Below are 16,407 nucleotides of genomic sequence, written 5' to 3'. Positions count from 1 at the left end.
TGAGTAAATAGTCTTTTTATCTTTTCTTTGTATATTTAGAGAAAGAGGTTTGAAAATAAAAATGAAAAGAGTTCTTACTTATGGTACGTTTGATTTATTGCACATAGGTCATGTTAATTTATTAAAAAGAGCGAAAGAGTTAGGGGACCATTTGATAGTCGGATTATCTACAGATGAATTTAATAAGATAAAAAATAAAAATTCATGCTATAAATACAAAAGTCGAAAAGAAATTTTACAAGCAATTAGATATGTAGATCAGATTATACCTGAAGAAAGTTGGGAACAAAAAGTTCATGATGTATTAAAATATGATATTGATATTTTTGTTATAGGAGAAGATTGGAAAGGAAGTTTTGATTATTTGAAAAGCCACTGTCAAGTTATATATCTACCTAGAACACCAGGGATATCAACTACCCAAATAAAAAATAATATGGTTACATAGCAAAAGAATGAAATTTATATTTTGCTACAAGGAGAAAAATTATGAAGAAAAGAATACTTATTGGAAGTCCAATAAATCAAAAGGAAAACATATTAAAAGAGTTTTTAATGTCATTACAAGAATTAGAAACTGATGAATTAGAAGTTAGTTATTACTTCATAGATGATAATGAGGAACCTAATTCTAGTACATTACTTGAAAAGTTTGCACTAGAAAAAGAAAATGTTTTGGTGCTTGAAGAGAAAAATTTACAAACATATCAACGTGATGAAAATAGTCACTATTGGAATGAAGATTTAATATGGAAAGTAGCAAAATACAAAAATAAAATAATAGATAAGATGTTAGAAGAAGGGTATGATTACTTATTTTTCATTGATTCGGATTTAGTTTTACATCCAAAGACTTTACAACATTTAGTTCAATTAAATAAAGATATTGTAGCAGAAATATTTTGGACAAAATGGGAGAAAAATAATGTGGAGTTGCCCCAAGTATGGCTCTATGATCATTATACATTGTATGAACATCATAGAGAAGAAGTGCTAGAAGAAAAAGAAATCCAAAGGCGTACACTTGAATTTTTAAATATGTTAAAAAATCCAGGGGTATATGAAGTTGGAGGATTGGGAGCTTGTACACTATTTAGTAGGTCAGCCCTTGAAAAAGGGGTTAATTTTTCAAAAATCAAAAATGTAACTATGTGGGGAGAAGACCGACATCTATGTATTAGAGCAGCTGCGTTAGGAATTAGCTTATTTGTTGACAGTCATTTCCCTGCATACCATATTTATCGGGATTCAGAATTAAAAGGTGTAAAAAATTATAAACAGCAATACCGCGAACAAATGGAGACGAAAGTAAAAGATTATATTTTGGATACTGTGATAACGGTGATGGAAATGTATTTGGATATAGGGATATCGCCATTTGAAGAAAAGAACCAAAATACTTCGGTTTCAAAAATGTTTTTATCATTGTTAAAAAATCAAAATGAATTACAGCTAGTTACAAAAAAAAGTGGGAATTTCAATGTATGTTATCCACAAGTAATTGCAATGGAACATAATCAGAATAAAGCTACTGTTAAATTAGAATTAATAAAATCAATTCATATAGGAAACAATGCTAATGAAAATTTAATATGTTATATAGATTTAATTAAGGAGGATAATGAATGGATTGTAAATGAATTACATCTAGAATCTCAAAAAAAGGAATATAGTTCATCTGGCGCTGTGAAGAAGAAAAAAATAACATTAGTATATACATCAAATAGTGGTTCAAACACAATCGCATTATATAAGAATATCCCTTCGAAAGTAAAAGATAAACATACAATAGAGTTAATACGGCAAGAAATGACTGATGAATATATTCAGAAGATAGTTTCAAGTGATGTGGTTGTTATAACAGAAGGGAATTATTTCCTAAATAAAAAAATGTTTAATCCTGAACAAATAATTATTGATTTATGGCATGGTTTTCCTATGAAAGCGATGGGATTTGTTGATAATAGTGAGGTAAATAAGAATAGGTTTTCTAAAATATGGGATCAAGTGAATTATACGACATCTTACTCAAATCTTTATAATGAAGTAATGAATCAATGTATTAAAATTGATCCTAATAAATACGTTGTTACAGGACAGCCTCGTAATGATTTATTGTTTGAAAAAGAAAGTAGAGAAAATTTATTTCAAGTGTTAGATAAATCAGATCAAGGTAAAAATATTATTTTTTATATGCCTACATATCGTTCCACTTCTAATCATAGGAAAGATGGAAACAGAAGCTGGGAAAATCTATTTGATTTTGAAACATTCAATATAAGCGAGTTTAAGAAATTTTTACAAGAAAAAAATTGTGAGATCATTGTAAAGTTACATCCAGCAGAAGAGTATAAAGTACGTCAAATTATTGAGAATATATCTGGAGTACATTTATTAACTGATAGTATGCTAGCGTCTAAGGGTGTAGATTTATATGAAGTACTGGGGGCCACTGATTTATTAATTACAGATTATTCGTCAGTATATTTTGATTATCTACTATTAGATAAGCCGATTATATTCACACCAGTTGATTATAAAGAATATGAAGAAAATCGTGGCTTTTTATTAAGTCCATATGAAGAATGGACGCCTGGGCCAAAGGCAATAACCCAAAAATCACTACAAATGAAAATAGAGGAGGAGCTGAAAAATAAAAATCAGTACCAAAAAATGCGCCAGAATATTAAGGGAAGGGTACATCAATATCAGGATGCAACATCTATTCAAAGGGTTTGGGATTTAATAGAAACGGTATTATAATAGTGGTATATTTATAACCATTAGCAGTCATAAGGACACTGCCTTTTTTATATAATGAATTTAAATAAAGATTACACTGTTTGACTATAGAGCGAAGCTTTATTTATAGTTGCCAAAGAAATACAGGCTTATCTCAACGTATCTCGTTAAAAAATCAAAAATAGCTCTCCACTTAACCAAAAAAGGGGCTGGTGGAGGGCTATTTTTCTAAACTCTATTATTTTATATTGTTTTTTTTTCGTTAAAATCAAAAAAGATTCCAGAGCATTAGGAAGCCCTTTAGGGTTCCTAATGCTCTGAATAAAAATATAAAATATAAGAATATGGATATTTTAAAAATAAATAATAGATTGTGTCAAAAGAAGAAATAATTTTTTTAGAGTAGGTGTTGTGTGTTAGGGATGACGGAAAGTTACTCCTATAAATATTGTTGTTAGAGTCTGAGCAATTTTCCGAGGGTTCAAAAGTAGTTAGAGTTATCACGTGGCAAAGTTCGATTGAAAAATATAAGTTTTAAAAAAGTAAAATTGGTATATGTTTCAATCTTTTAAAGAAGAAATTTAATAGGAGAGAATTCCTCTATACTAATGAATATATATATTATTTTAGAACTTTCATGAGTGTACGCTAGTAAAAACATCAAAATCTATCACATATAGGAACAGGTAAGGATCTAGTTTTAGGTATTTACTTAGGAAAAAATAAATGGTTGGAGTCCGGAACTACCATTTTGAATTATAATATTAGATCTTTTCTATACGTAAAATAACCAATTTATAGAGTCCACATAAATCAAAAAATCAAAATACCTATGTTGGAGGATAAATAATAGAGAATTTATAGTAGAGATTGTTATTTTCTTAAAGGAGTTATGTGGGATTTTTTTTGTTCAATTTTTAAATATTTATTTTTAAAGAAAACGTCCTCAATTGAGGACGTTTTTATAGATAAGTAAATTATTGTAATAATTTACTTACCATTTGTGGAGTTTGGTTTGCTTGAGAAAGCATACTAATACCAGCTTCATTTAAAATTTTGAATTTAGTCATTTCAGACATTTCTTTCGCCATATCTGCATCTTCAATTTGAGAAGCTGAAGATGCCATGTTAGTTGCTTGGTTATTTAAGTTTTCAACGTTACGATCTAAACGATTTAAGGTAGCACCAAGAGTTGCTCGATTACCAGCTACTTGAGTAAGTGCTGCATCAATAGCCGAAATAGCTGCTAAAGCAGAAGATGAAGAGTTAATAGCTATACCTTTAGTTCCAGCAGCAACTCCTAAGTTTGATGCTGTAGTATTAGATAAATTAATAGAAATCTGTTTGCTAGAAGCGGCAGTATCAAGAGTTTCAATTTTAATTTCTGTACCTTTTGCACCTTTTGCACCGATTGTAATAGATGCTGTTCCAGCTAATAAGTTTTTGTCATTAAATTCTGTGTTATTAGCAATGTAGTCAATTTGTTCTTGTAATTCTGCAAATTCTTTTTGTAAAGAAGATTGGTTTTTATCAGTGTTTGTTCCGTTTGAAGATTGAACGGCAATGTCACGCATACGAGTTAAAATGTTTGACACAGAATTCATTGCAGATTCTGCAGTACGGATTAATGACATTCCGTCTTGTGTGTTTTGTGAAGCCTTTTCTAAACCGCTTTGACGAGCGCGCATACGAGTTGCGATAGCAAGCCCAGCAGCATCATCAGCTGCACTATTAATGCGTTTACCGCTTGATAAACGGTTCATAGAAACGTTCATTTTGTCTTGGTTCTGGCGCATGTACTCTTGAGTACGCATGCTGTTAATGTTTGTATTAATTCTCATGTTAAGAAACCCCCATTTTTTTATATTGACTTTTCTGCAAATTGAAAAACGGTAATATGCGAAAAAATCAATTTCGAGATTTATTGTAATCCTTGTCATAGCGGGTGTCAACTAAAAATTCGAATTAATAAATATAAAAAAATAACAGTTTAACAATATATTCATTTTTTTATTACATAATTATTAAAAGGATTATTGCAAACTTTAAAAAAAAACTCTAATATTAGATTATCTTTGTTTACCGAAAAGGTGATATTATGATAGTTGGAAATATAGTAAAAGAAGTGCTTGCATATAAAAAAGGACAAATTCAGCAAAAGCTAAGTAGTCCTCAAGCATTTGTTAGTAGTCGTTTTCAAGAGAAGTTGCAGAGTGAGCCTGCGAAGGGGACGAAAGAAACTATGCAGCCGGCCAAAGTAGAGGATATGAGTCAGCCGGTACAATCTACGAAAATAGAAGCGGTTGTTAATAAACCGGCAGAAACTATTAATAAAGTAGAGGAAGCGAGTAAGCCTGAAGAAAAGGCTGAAACGAAGAAAGCAGATGAAGTGCAAGTTGCGCAAAAAGAGTTTGAACGACGTTTCCCAGAAACGAAAAATGAGGCTGCTGATACGTGGGAATTAACGAAGAAGTATAATATTCAAAAAATACGTTCTTCCAATGAAGGGAAGTATGAGGATATTATTGATCGTGTAAGTCGTACATACGGAATTCCGAAAACGTTAATTCAAAAAATGATTGAAGTAGAGTCTAATTTTAATCCGAAAACGGTGTCACATGCAGGTGCGATGGGTCTTATGCAACTTATGCCAGCGAATGTGAAGGAGATGGGTGTGAAGAACCCCTTTTCACCAGCTGAAAGTATTGAAGGTGGCGTGAAAGAGTTAAGCGGTTATTTAAAGAAAAATAACGGCGACTTAGTATTGGCACTTGCTTCTTATAATGCTGGTCCTGGGAATGTGAGGAAGTACGGAGGCGTACCGCCATTTAAAGAAACGCAAGGATATATTAAAAAAATATTAAATATCGACGTTTCAAAATAAGAAGTTGCACATATAGAGAGAACATGAAATTTTCGTGAACATGATATGGGAGTTGGCTAGATTTGAAATTACAAGATGATATTCCGTTAACAATTTATTTTGAAATCGGAAATACGAAAAAGAAAATTGAAGATCTGCTTCATATTACGAAAGGTACATTGTATCGTCTTGAAAATTCAACGAAAAATACGGTGCGTCTTATGCTTGAGAATGAAGAGATTGGAACCGGAAAGATTTTGACGAAGAATGGGAAGATGTACGTTGAAATCGTTGAATTGAAAAGGTAGGGAAGGGGATTGTCATGAGTGGCGAAAAATTAAGCCAAGAGCAAATTGATGCCCTGCTGAAGGCGGTAAATGAAGGCGAGGAAATGCCAGCTTTCGCACAAGAAGCAGGAAAGCAAGAGAAATTTCAAGAGTATGATTTTAACAGACCAGAGAAGTTCGGTGTTGAGCATTTACGTAGTTTGCAAGCGATTGCTTCTACGTTTGGGAAACAGACGTCACAGACGTTATCAGCGCGTATGCGTATTCCAATTGAACTAGAGCCTTCAACGGTTGAGCAAGTTCCATTTACGAGTGAGTATGTGGAGAAAATGCCGAAAGATTATTATTTATATTGCGTAATTGATCTCGGTTTACCAGAGCTTGGAGAAATTGTTATTGAGATTGATTTAGCATTCGTTATTTATATTCATGAATGTTGGCTTGGCGGAGATAGTAAGCGTAACTTTACGATGCGCAGACCGTTAACAGCATTTGAGTTTTTAACGCTTGATAATATATTCTTGCTTCTTTGTAAAAATTTAGAGCAATCATTTGAAAGTGTTGTTGCGATTGAACCGAAATTTGTAACGACGGAAACAGATCCGAATGCATTAAAGATTACGACAGCGAGCGATATTATTTCATTACTTAATGTAAATATGAAAACAGATTTTTGGAATACGACGGTGCGTATCGGAATTCCGTTCTTATCTGTTGAAGAAATTATGGATAAGTTAACGTCTGAAAATATTGTCGAACATTCTTCGGACAAACGTAGGAAGTATACGTCTGAAGTGGAAGTGAAAGTAAATCAAGTGTACAAACCTGTTCACGTTGCGATTGGTGAGCAGAAAATGACAATGAGTGAGATTGAACAAATTGAAGAAGGCGATATTATTCCGCTTCATACGAAAGTTTCGGATGAATTACTTGGTTATGTAGATGGAAAGCATAAATTTAATTGTTTTATTGGAAAAGATGGAACGCGTAAGGCGCTCCTATTTAAAAGTTTTGTAGAGTAGGAGGATCCATATGAAGCATGAAGTATCTCCCGTGTCATTAATGGGATTAGAAGATTTTGCAGGAAAGCGAAATGAAGCAGGTAAAGCACATATTGATACTGTTTCAGATATTTCGATTGAACTTGGTGTAAAGCTTGGAAAGTCATCTATTACGCTCGGTGATGTAAAGCAGTTAAAAGTTGGCGATGTTCTTGAAGTAGAGAAAAACTTAGGACATAAAGTAGATGTGTATTTAAGTAATATGAAAGTCGGCATCGGTGAAGCAATTGTAATGGACGAGAAATTCGGTATTATCATTTCTGAAATTGAAGCTGATAAGAAACAAGCGGCGCTTATGAAAGCGCAAAGTCAAATGCAAGATAAAGAGTAGAGGAGGAGTCATATGTCGTATATGACGACCTTATTTCAAGTCGTTTTACTGTTTGGTGCGCTCGGTTACGGTGCATATTATATGACGAAAAAGACGCGCAAACAGCAGTTTTTTAAGCAGGGTGAAAATGGCCATATTCAAGTAAAAGACGGCGTGTATTTAAATCATCAAACGAGTGCCTTTTTATTTGAAGTGGACGGAAAGCAAGTGTTCACTGTTATTAGTAATAACGGTGTACAGTCTGTGCAATTAACCGGAACAGGAAATCAGTTTCAACAAGCGCTAGAAGACGCGGTGAAGACTGAAACGAAAAAAGTAGAGGATCCATCATGAGAATAAAGAAACAGTTATCATTATTAGCCGTTATTTTCGTATTTTCTATCGTTTTTTCAATTATTTTTGTAAATCCAGCGTATGCAGCCCCGAACGGTTTTATTAATTTCGAAAATGGAAAAGAGTTTACGAGTAATTCAAGTGTACAACTATTTGCGCTCGTTACCCTTTTATCATTATCTTCTTCTATCGTTCTATTATTTACACATTTTACTTATTTTATGATCGTTCTTGGGATTACACGTCAAGGACTTGGGGTAATGAGTTTACCTCCAAACCAAGTGCTTGTTGGACTTGCATTATTTTTATCACTCTTTACGATGCAGCCTGTACTCGGGCAATTGAAGAGCGATGTATGGGATCCAATGACGAAAGAGAAAATAACAGTAAGCCAAGCTGCGGAAACGACAGCTCCAATTATGAAAGATTATATGGCGAAGCATACGTATAAGCATGATTTAAAAATGATGTTGAAAGTACGCGGAGAAGAGCTGCCGAAGGATTTAAAGGATCTTTCATTATTTACACTCGTACCATCTTTTACGTTAACGCAAATTCAAAAGGGACTGTTAACAGGGATGTTCATTTATTTAGCATTCGTGTTTATAGATTTAATTATTAGTACGCTTTTAATGTACCTCGGGATGATGATGGTACCGCCGATGATTTTAAGTTTACCGTTTAAAATACTCGTTTTCGTATATTTAGGTGGATATACAAAAATCGTCGATATAATGTTTAAAACTGTAGGTTAAGTATGTTATTTATAATTTAAGGTTTATGTGAAACTAAAGTAGAAACGTATATTTATAATTAGACGTATCATGCGATTATGCATATGTACGATAGGAGTCAAAAGTTAATGAACATAACACCTATTACAGAAATTTTTCAAACTTTTTTTTATAAAGGATTTGAAATTGTACTACCTGTAGCGGGCGTCAGCCTAATTGTTGTTGTTATTATTTCAGTTTTAATGGCAATGATGCAAATTCAAGAACAAACTTTAACGTTTTTGCCAAAGATGGCAACAATTATTTTAGTCATTATTATTGTAGGTCCATGGATGTTTCAGGAAATAATAACTTTGATTTTGGATTTATATGACAAGATTCCAACGTTGTTACGTTCTTATTGAAAAAAGGTGATATAAGATGAATATGGAATTATGGTTAAACACTTTTTTTGCTTTTTGTCGTATTACCTCTTTTTTGTTTTTTTTACCATTTTTTTCAGGGAAGTCAGTTCCAGCAATGGCGAAAGTTACATTTGGATTAGGATTATCAATTACAGTAGCAGATAAAATTGATCTTCCTTTGATGACAACAAATGGAGAGGTTGTTGCGTATGCAGCAACCCAGCTAGTAATTGGTTTATCCTTAGCAAAAATTATTGAAATGTTACTAAATATACCGAAAATGGCTGGGCACATAATAGATTTTGATATCGGATTTTCACAGTCTAGTTTATTTGACGTAAATAGTGGTACACAATCGACGCTTATTGCGACGATTTTTGACATGTTTTTTGTTATTATATTTGTTTCTCTTGGTGGTATTAATTATTTCGTTGCAACAATCTTGAAATCTTTCGAATATACAGAGGCAATTTCAAAGTTGTTAACAACGAATTTCCTCGATAGCCTTTTAGCAACATTGTTATTTGCGATAACAGCTGCTGTTGAGATTGCATTACCAATTATGGGAACTCTATTTATTATTAATTTTGTTTTAATTTTAATTGCGAAGAATGCCCAACAACTTAATGTATTTATGAATGCATTTTTAATTAAAATTACATGTGGTATTTTGTTTATTGCGATGAGTGTACCGATGCTCGGTTATGTGTTTAAAAATATGACGGATGTATTACTTGAAGAGTATACGAAACTATTTAACTTTTTCTTAACGAAGTAGGGGGACGCGCATGGCAAAGGATAATAAAACAGAAAAGGCCACCCCGCAGAAGCGTAAAAAATCGCGTGAAGAAGGGAATATTGCCCGAAGTAAAGATTTAAATAATTTATTTTCCATTCTCGTATTAGCAGTTGTCGTTTACTTTTTCGGAGATTGGCTAGGGTTTGAGATTGCGAATTCCGTAGCGGTGCTGTTTGATCAAATTGGAAAAAATACAGATTCAACCGAGTATTTTTATTTAATGGGGATTTTATTACTGAAAGTATCGGCTCCGATATTAATACTCGTATATGCTTTTCATTTATTCAATTATATGATTCAAGTCGGCTTCCTATTTTCTTCTAAAGTCATTAAACCGAAAGCGTCACGTATTAATCCGAAAAACTATTTTACGAGATTGTTTAGTCGTAAAAGTTTAGTAGATATTTTGAAATCACTGTTTTATATGGGATTAATCGGTTACGTTTCGTACGTTCTCTTTAAAAAGAATTTAGAGAAAATCGTCAGTATGATTGGATTTAACTGGACAGCGTCACTTACTGAAATTATTAGCCAAATTAAATTTATCTTTTTAGCCATTTTAATTATTTTAATCGTTCTTTCTATTATTGATTTCATTTATCAAAAATGGGAGTACGAACAAGATATTAAGATGAAAAAAGAAGAAGTGAAACAAGAGCATAAAGATAATGAAGGGGACCCGCAAGTAAAGGGGAAACGAAAAAACTTTATGCATGCGATCTTGCAAGGGACAATCGCGAAGAAGATGGATGGTGCAACGTTTATTGTGAACAACCCGACGCATATTTCAGTGGTGCTTCGGTACAATAAACAAGTTGATGCGGCGCCTATTGTCGTTGCAAAAGGGGAAGATGAGCTCGCATTATATATACGAACGCTTGCCCGTGAACATGAAATACCAATGGTGGAAAACCGTCCGCTTGCTCGTTCTTTATATTATCAAGTCGAGGAAGATGAGACAATTCCTGAAGATTTATACGTAGCTGTAATTGAAGTTATGCGCTATTTAATTCAGACGAATGAACTTGAAGTATAATAGCGCGTTTGGAGGAGATCTCTTTGTTTAAGATAGATTCTGCAAGAACCTATTTTTCTATCTTTTTAGCAGCGTCATTCGTTGTGGCGCTCTTAATTCCACTTCCACCATTTATACTTGATATCGTTATCGTTTTTCTACTAAGTATGTCAGTACTTATTTATATGCGAGCGACAAGTATTAACGAGTGGGATGAATTAAAGTCATTTCCGACGATGTTGTTATTAATCGGGATTTTCCGCGTATCGATTAACGTTTCGACGACGCGAGCGATTTTGACAGACGGAAATGCCGGTCATGTTATTGAAGAGTTCGGCCAGTTCGTAATTGGCGGAAACTTATTAATTGGTATCGTTATTTTTACAGTATTAATCATATTCCAGTTTATCGTTGCAAACGGTGCATCTCGTACAGCTGAAGTAGCAGCTCGTTTTACACTTGATTCTTTACCAGGGAAACAAATGTCTATCGATGCTGATTTAAACCAGCGTATTATTTCAGAAAAAGATGCACAGGCAAAACGTAAAAAATTAAATATGGAAACAGAGTTTTACGGAGCGATGGATGGTGCCGGGAAGTTCATTAAAGGGGACGTTATTTTCGGGATTGTCATTTTATTCGTAAACATTATTTTCGGTTTAATTGTCGGAATGATGCAGCAAGGAATGAGCTTTGCAGATGCAGCTCTTCATTATACACAGTTAACTGTCGGTGACGGAATCGTAAACCAAATCGGTTCGTTAATGCTTGCAATTTCAACAGGTATTATCGTAACGCGTGTATTTGACGGCTCACCGGATACAGTAACAGAAGGTATCTTTAAAGAGTTATTAGCACATGAAGTCGTTGTATATGCACTTGGTGGTTTATTTATTGCAATGGGTATTTTTACTCCGCTACCGTTTTTACCATTCGCACTCGTTGGTGGAACGATTATCTTCTTAGGCATTCGTAATAAAAATCGAATAAAGAAAGAAAAAGAAGACGAGCTTCAAAAAGAATTAGAAATGATTCAAGGCGAAGATGAGCAATTACAACAAGTGGAAGATTCATTCGGAGTATTTACGGATAAATATCCGATTATTGTAGAACTCGGTTTAGATTTAGCAGCACTTGTAAAGCAGAAAATTAACGGGGAAACAGCTCGTGATAAAGTTGTTCTTATGCGGAAGTCGATTATTACTGACCTTGGTATTAACGTTCCTGGAATTAACTTTAAAGATAATACGAGCTTTAGACCACGTGGTCGTTACATTATTCGTATTAAAGGTGCGAAGGCGGCTGAAGGTGTTTTAAAATCAGGTTATTTATTAGCACTAAAAACACCGAACGTAATGGCTGATTTAGATGCAGAACCAGCGAAAGATCCAATTTTCGGCGAAGATGGATATTGGATTTTAGAGCATATGGTGCAAGATGCACAAATGAAAGGCTATCAAGTGTTAGAGCCACTTAGCATATTAATTACACATTTAGATGTTGTCGTAAGGCGTAATCTGCATGAATTAATTCAGCGCCAACATGTAAAAGACTTAATTAACTCGCTTGAAAATGATAATGGCGTTCTATTAGAAGAGATTAAGAAGAAAGAAATTGATTTATCACTCGTTCAAAATGTTATTAAACAACTTCTAAAAGAAGGTATTTCTATTCGTGATTTACCAACAATTATTGAAGGTATTATTGACGGAAAAGAAGTGTATCAAAATCACGTTGATGGTGTGACATCATTTGTTCGTGAATGTATTTCAAAAGTTATTTGTGAAAATGCGAAAAATCCGGACGGAAAAATTTATGCAGCGCTCTTCTCTGATTCAATTGAGTTAGATGCGGATGTTGTGAATAATTCATATCAAGGTTACTTGTTAAACTGGGATTTAGATTTAGAAACACGTGTCGTTGAGCAAGTGCAGCGCGTCTTTAAGCAAGCACGTTTAATGGGAAGAGAACCAGTGTTATTAACACGTAGAAAAGATTTTAGATTTGCAATTGTAAGACTGCTAGAACGTTATCAAGTAGAAGCACAAGTACTTTGTATTAGCGAATTAGCACCAGAAATTGTTGTGGATCAAATTGCCTATATTGAATAGTAGGGGGTGAAGTAATGGAAAGTACAGAAAAGAAAGAAGCGTTAATGCGAATAAAAGCAGCTTCGAAAAATGAATTGTATCGAAAGTTATTTGACCAATATGGTACAGATTATTATTACGTTGTCGATGAAAGTGTAAAACGAAATATACCGTTTTTTTGGAAAAAGGATTATGAAATGTTAGTCGCTTTTCCAGAAGAAAAACAGGAAGAAGTGAATGAAGGTACAGCTCAATTTCATGAACAGTTAATGGATGTTGTGAATGATCCTTCAGAACAAATTGTGAAGGCGAATGGAATTCAATCAGTACTGCACAATTTAGAAAACGTAACGACTTCTATGTCATACGCGGCAATGCAAACAGGAAATAGTGAAGAATGGGCAAGAAAAAAAGAAAAACTATTAAAGCTGTTTGAAAAAGGAATTGTCGTGGTGAAACAGACGAAAGAAACGGAAGTACCGAAAAAGAAAAAAGTTGTGAAACAAGTCGTTCCGGTAAAGAAAGAAGAAGTAGTTCCAAAGAAAGAAAGTCAAGAATCTGTACCGTTTATTATTCAAAAGGTAATTCGGATGCTAGAACAAAACGATGTGGAACAATATTTCATTTATGCATATGCTGAAAAGTTAAAAATAAAGTTTGAAAATGCAACGATGATTACGGAAGAAGAAGTTATTAGGTACATATTGGAAGATATGAAATCTCATTTCAATACGGAAAACGTCTTTGAAAAAGAAGTACAAACAATTGCATTAATCGGTCCAACTGGTGTTGGTAAAACGACGACGCTTGCGAAAATGGCATGGCAATTTCACGGTAAGAAAAAAACAGTTGGTTTTATAACGACAGATCATTCGCGCATAGGGACAGTGCAGCAATTGCAAGATAACGTAAAGACAATTGGATCGGAAGTAATTGCTGTGCGTGATGAAGCTGCAATGACAAGAGCGCTTACGTATTTTAAAGAAGAAGCGCGCGTCGATTATATTTTAATTGATACAGCCGGAAAAAATTATCGTACGACAGAAACAGTAGAAGAAATGATTGAAACGATGGGACAAGTAGAGCCAGATTATATTTGTTTAACGTTATCAGCTTCGATGAAAAGTAAAGATATGATTGAAATCATTACAAACTTTAAAGATATTCATATAGATGGTATTGTGTTTACAAAATTTGATGAAACAGCAAGTAGTGGTGAATTGTTGAAAATTCCAGCAGTATCATCAGCTCCTATTGTATTAATGACAGACGGCCAAGACATAAGGAAAAATATACATATCGCTACAGCTGAACATTTAGCGAAACAAATGTTACAAACATCGTAGAAAAGAGGTGAAGAATAAGGCGCTTGCCTTATTCAAACGAATATGAACGGTCTTTATATAGGTTCTATGGGTATGATGAACTACATGCAGCGAATTAATGTTCATTCGAATAACGTTGCAAATGCTCAAACGACAGGATTTAAAGCAGAAAATATGACGTCTAAAGTATTTGATGTACAAGACACATATCGCCGCGGAGATGGGGCGGTAACAAATATCGGTTCGGTCGATTACGCTGTAGTACCAGCCGCAACACACGTGAATTTAGTACAAGGAAACATACAAATGACAAATAGTGCTACAGATTTCTTTTTAGATGACGGCGCGGCCGGCACAACATCATTTTTCGTTACTTCTAAAAATGATGAAACGTTTTTAACGAGAGATGGTAGTTTCACATTAAATAGTGATCGTTATTTACAAACATCTTCAGGTGCTTTCGTAATGGGAGAGAATAATGAGCGTATTCGTATTCCGGAAGGAGCAAAGGTTGCTGTACAAGCAGACGGTACATTATATGATGAAGTAACACAAAATAATATTGCTCGTTTGCAAACAAAAACAGTAGATGCAGAAACGAATGCTCGTCTCGTACAACGTGAAAATAAAAGCTTTACACTAGCAGAAGGAAACATTGCTAATTTACCGAACGGAACAGGAATAGTAAAAAATCATATGCTAGAAAATTCAAATGTAGATATGACGAAAGAGATGGCCGATCTTATGACGGATCAAAAGATGATTCAAGCATCACAGCGCGTTATGACATCATTTGATAAAATTTATGAAAAAGAAGCGAATGAAATATTGAGATAAAGGACTTCCAAAAGTGGGAGTCTTTTTTGTTATTGCTTTTATTACAGTTACATCATAAAATGATAATGATTATCAATATCATTTTATTTATTTTCATAATGACAGCAACATTTGTTTAACTAAGTGAATTAAAAACAAGGGGATGGTGTATATATGTTTACAAAGAATCAACTTTGCATTGGATTATGTTTAATTTCTAGAAAGAAAGAAGATGGGAATGAGTTTAATTCCGGAATTGATGAACAAGTAGAGTTGGCACTACAGGCAGAAAAGGCTAAGTTAGATTTTGTTTTTAAAGCCGATTATTTAGTGGCGCACCCAGATTTAATTGCTCGTAATAAAGGGAGTGTCATTTTAGACCTGACGTTACTGTTTACTGCTATTGCTTATGCGACAGAAAAAATTGGAGTCGTTACAACTGCTTCAACTTCGTTTTATCCACCATATATATTAGCAAGGCAATTACAATCGTTACACTGGATTAGTAACGGCCGAGTAGGGTGGAATATTGTTACATCCATTGACGGTGCTGAAAACTTTGGTGAGGAAGGGATGCCATCATCTGAGGAACGATACGCGAAAGCGGCAGAATGTACAGAGTTAGTAAGAAAACTTTGGAGGAGTCACCCTAATGAAGTATTGAAAGTAGATAATCCTGATGTTATTAGAGAGATGGTAAAGCCTATTGAGCATAATGGTGAGTACTTTAAGGTAAAAGGTCCACTTAATATTCCGCAGCATATATCAGGAGAAATGCCATTATTTCAAGCCGGTGCTTCAGAGTCTGGTCGGAATTTTGCTGCTTCTGTTGCTGATGCAATTTTTGCCGCAACGCCTGATATAGAGTCAGGAATTGAACTTCGTCAAGATTTAAGAAGAAGAGCAGAACAGCATGGCCGCAAGCAAGATGCTATACGTGTATTACCTGGATTATATTTCTTTATAGGTGATACATATGAAGAAGCGTTAGAAATGCATAGGCAAGCTCATCAACATCTCACAAAAGAGAAGAGATATACGTTACTTGAAATGGTTCTCGGATTAGATGCGAGAGGGATTCCGCTAGAAAGTAAAATTACGGAAGAGATGCTGCCAAGTCGGGATCAAACTGTACGTAGTAAAACTCATGCCGAGTTATTACGGAACTTCATTATTAAAAATGAACCAACAGTTGAACAAATACTAGAACGACCAGAAGTTGTTGGATCGGCTCATTGGGTTGCGGTTGGTACACCAAAAGACGTTGCGAAGCAAATTATGGATAGGTTTGAGGCAGGGGCGTTAGATGGATTTATTGCTATTCCAGGAGGACCTCCAAAGTCACTAGATCTATTCTTTAGTGAAGTCATTCCTTTATTTGTGAAGGCGGGTGTATTTAGGGAAGAGTATACAGGTTGTACTTTACGGGAGCATTTGGCGGGGAACATATTAAATACTTTACAGTTAAAATAAATAATAGTATGTAGAAAAAAGCCTTATTGTAAAAGGCTTTTTTTGTTTAAAATTAAAAATTCTGAAATATAAGTTGACTGTATGAATGTTATTTTTTATATTAGTAGGTATAACTATAACTACTAAAGAGGTGA

At 34.1% G+C, this 16,407-nt stretch carries 16 protein-coding genes; 15 read left to right on the top strand and 1 reads right to left on the bottom strand.

Annotation, left to right across the window (positions count from 1 at the left end):
- Nucleotides 1-61 precede the first annotated feature (61 nt).
- Together tagD and IBT51_RS02350 are read left to right on the top strand one after the other, a co-directional pair.
- On the top strand, nt 62-448 hold the full coding sequence (gene tagD, locus IBT51_RS02355) for a glycerol-3-phosphate cytidylyltransferase (RefSeq protein WP_200458017.1): 387 nt from the start codon (nt 62-64) through the stop codon (nt 446-448).
- A gap of 41 nt (nt 449-489) precedes the next feature.
- The gene (locus IBT51_RS02350) at nt 490-2,763 is read left to right on the top strand and encodes a CDP-glycerol glycerophosphotransferase family protein (RefSeq protein ID WP_200457979.1); all 2,274 of its coding nucleotides are present in this window, start codon (nt 490-492) and stop codon (nt 2,761-2,763) included.
- Nucleotides 2,764-3,719: 956 nt separating this feature from the next.
- On the opposite strand, the gene IBT51_RS02345 is transcribed toward IBT51_RS02350, so the two are convergent.
- Nucleotides 3,720-4,583, bottom strand: coding sequence for a flagellin N-terminal helical domain-containing protein (locus IBT51_RS02345; protein ID WP_200457978.1), 864 nt, complete (start codon nt 4,581-4,583; stop codon nt 3,720-3,722).
- A 257-nt stretch (nt 4,584-4,840) separates the two neighbouring features.
- Between IBT51_RS02345 and IBT51_RS02340 the strand changes: the two genes are divergently transcribed.
- The 13 genes from IBT51_RS02340 (at nt 4,841) to IBT51_RS02280 (ending at nt 16,273) form a co-directional block, all read left to right on the top strand.
- The gene (locus IBT51_RS02340) at nt 4,841-5,626 is read left to right on the top strand and encodes a lytic transglycosylase domain-containing protein (RefSeq protein ID WP_200457977.1); all 786 of its coding nucleotides are present in this window, start codon (nt 4,841-4,843) and stop codon (nt 5,624-5,626) included.
- 62 nt (nt 5,627-5,688) lie between these two features.
- The gene (locus IBT51_RS02335; RefSeq protein WP_000775712.1) at nt 5,689-5,913 is read left to right on the top strand and encodes a flagellar motor switch protein FliN; all 225 of its coding nucleotides are present in this window, start codon (nt 5,689-5,691) and stop codon (nt 5,911-5,913) included.
- A gap of 14 nt (nt 5,914-5,927) precedes the next feature.
- Complete coding sequence (gene fliM, locus IBT51_RS02330) at nt 5,928-6,914, top strand: flagellar motor switch protein FliM (protein ID WP_000012361.1); 987 nt, start codon at nt 5,928-5,930, stop codon at nt 6,912-6,914.
- 10 nt (nt 6,915-6,924) lie between these two features.
- Complete coding sequence (gene fliN, locus IBT51_RS02325) at nt 6,925-7,284, top strand: flagellar motor switch protein FliN (protein WP_000680010.1); 360 nt, start codon at nt 6,925-6,927, stop codon at nt 7,282-7,284.
- Nucleotides 7,285-7,296: 12 nt separating this feature from the next.
- Complete coding sequence (locus IBT51_RS02320; RefSeq protein ID WP_000121178.1) at nt 7,297-7,617, top strand: hypothetical protein; 321 nt, start codon at nt 7,297-7,299, stop codon at nt 7,615-7,617.
- Entirely contained in the window at nt 7,614-8,372 is a 759-nt protein-coding gene (locus IBT51_RS02315; RefSeq protein ID WP_200457976.1) for a flagellar type III secretion system pore protein FliP, read from the top strand. The genes IBT51_RS02320 and IBT51_RS02315 overlap by 4 nt, the downstream gene beginning before the upstream one ends.
- Before the next feature lie 107 nt (nt 8,373-8,479).
- Entirely contained in the window at nt 8,480-8,755 is a 276-nt protein-coding gene (locus IBT51_RS02310; RefSeq protein ID WP_016122230.1) for a flagellar biosynthetic protein FliQ, read from the top strand.
- A 16-nt stretch (nt 8,756-8,771) separates the two neighbouring features.
- Nucleotides 8,772-9,533 (top strand): flagellar biosynthetic protein FliR, encoded by a 762-nt coding sequence (locus tag IBT51_RS02305; RefSeq protein ID WP_200457975.1) that lies wholly within the window; start codon nt 8,772-8,774, stop codon nt 9,531-9,533.
- Nucleotides 9,534-9,543: 10 nt separating this feature from the next.
- Nucleotides 9,544-10,590, top strand: coding sequence for a flagellar type III secretion system protein FlhB (flhB, locus tag IBT51_RS02300; protein WP_065228577.1), 1,047 nt, complete (start codon nt 9,544-9,546; stop codon nt 10,588-10,590).
- A gap of 23 nt (nt 10,591-10,613) precedes the next feature.
- Nucleotides 10,614-12,680, top strand: a complete 2,067-nt coding sequence (gene flhA, locus IBT51_RS02295) for a flagellar biosynthesis protein FlhA (protein WP_200457974.1) — start codon at nt 10,614-10,616, stop codon at nt 12,678-12,680.
- Nucleotides 12,681-12,694: 14 nt separating this feature from the next.
- Entirely contained in the window at nt 12,695-14,005 is a 1,311-nt protein-coding gene (gene flhF, locus IBT51_RS02290; RefSeq protein WP_095691124.1) for a flagellar biosynthesis GTPase FlhF, read from the top strand.
- A gap of 42 nt (nt 14,006-14,047) precedes the next feature.
- Entirely contained in the window at nt 14,048-14,821 is a 774-nt protein-coding gene (locus tag IBT51_RS02285) for a flagellar basal-body rod protein FlgG (protein WP_001013934.1), read from the top strand.
- Between the two features lie 153 nt (nt 14,822-14,974).
- On the top strand, nt 14,975-16,273 hold the full coding sequence (locus IBT51_RS02280; protein WP_200457973.1) for an NtaA/DmoA family FMN-dependent monooxygenase: 1,299 nt from the start codon (nt 14,975-14,977) through the stop codon (nt 16,271-16,273).
- Nucleotides 16,274-16,407 lie beyond the last annotated feature (134 nt).

Source organism: Bacillus sp. S71, from assembly GCF_016625265.1.
Classification (GTDB): domain Bacteria; phylum Bacillota; class Bacilli; order Bacillales; family Bacillaceae_G; genus Bacillus_A; species Bacillus_A cereus.
This window is presented reverse-complemented; position numbering and strand designations above follow the sequence as displayed.

What these genes read in the sequence shown, in the direction of transcription:
- tagD (WP_200458017.1), top strand. Translation starts at nt 62, where the DNA reads ATGAAAAGAGTTCTTACTTATGGTACGTTTGATTTATTGCACATAGGT.
- IBT51_RS02350 (WP_200457979.1), top strand. Translation starts at nt 490, where the DNA reads ATGAAGAAAAGAATACTTATTGGAAGTCCAATAAATCAAAAGGAAAAC.
- IBT51_RS02345 (WP_200457978.1), bottom strand. Translation starts at nt 4,583, where the DNA reads ATGAGAATTAATACAAACATTAACAGCATGCGTACTCAAGAGTACATG.
- IBT51_RS02340 (WP_200457977.1), top strand. Translation starts at nt 4,841, where the DNA reads ATGATAGTTGGAAATATAGTAAAAGAAGTGCTTGCATATAAAAAAGGA.
- fliM (WP_000012361.1), top strand. Translation starts at nt 5,928, where the DNA reads ATGAGTGGCGAAAAATTAAGCCAAGAGCAAATTGATGCCCTGCTGAAG.
- fliN (WP_000680010.1), top strand. Translation starts at nt 6,925, where the DNA reads ATGAAGCATGAAGTATCTCCCGTGTCATTAATGGGATTAGAAGATTTT.
- IBT51_RS02320 (WP_000121178.1), top strand. Translation starts at nt 7,297, where the DNA reads ATGTCGTATATGACGACCTTATTTCAAGTCGTTTTACTGTTTGGTGCG.
- IBT51_RS02315 (WP_200457976.1), top strand. Translation starts at nt 7,614, where the DNA reads ATGAGAATAAAGAAACAGTTATCATTATTAGCCGTTATTTTCGTATTT.
- IBT51_RS02310 (WP_016122230.1), top strand. Translation starts at nt 8,480, where the DNA reads ATGAACATAACACCTATTACAGAAATTTTTCAAACTTTTTTTTATAAA.
- IBT51_RS02305 (WP_200457975.1), top strand. Translation starts at nt 8,772, where the DNA reads ATGAATATGGAATTATGGTTAAACACTTTTTTTGCTTTTTGTCGTATT.
- flhB (WP_065228577.1), top strand. Translation starts at nt 9,544, where the DNA reads ATGGCAAAGGATAATAAAACAGAAAAGGCCACCCCGCAGAAGCGTAAA.
- flhF (WP_095691124.1), top strand. Translation starts at nt 12,695, where the DNA reads ATGGAAAGTACAGAAAAGAAAGAAGCGTTAATGCGAATAAAAGCAGCT.
- IBT51_RS02285 (WP_001013934.1), top strand. Translation starts at nt 14,048, where the DNA reads ATGAACGGTCTTTATATAGGTTCTATGGGTATGATGAACTACATGCAG.
- IBT51_RS02280 (WP_200457973.1), top strand. Translation starts at nt 14,975, where the DNA reads ATGTTTACAAAGAATCAACTTTGCATTGGATTATGTTTAATTTCTAGA.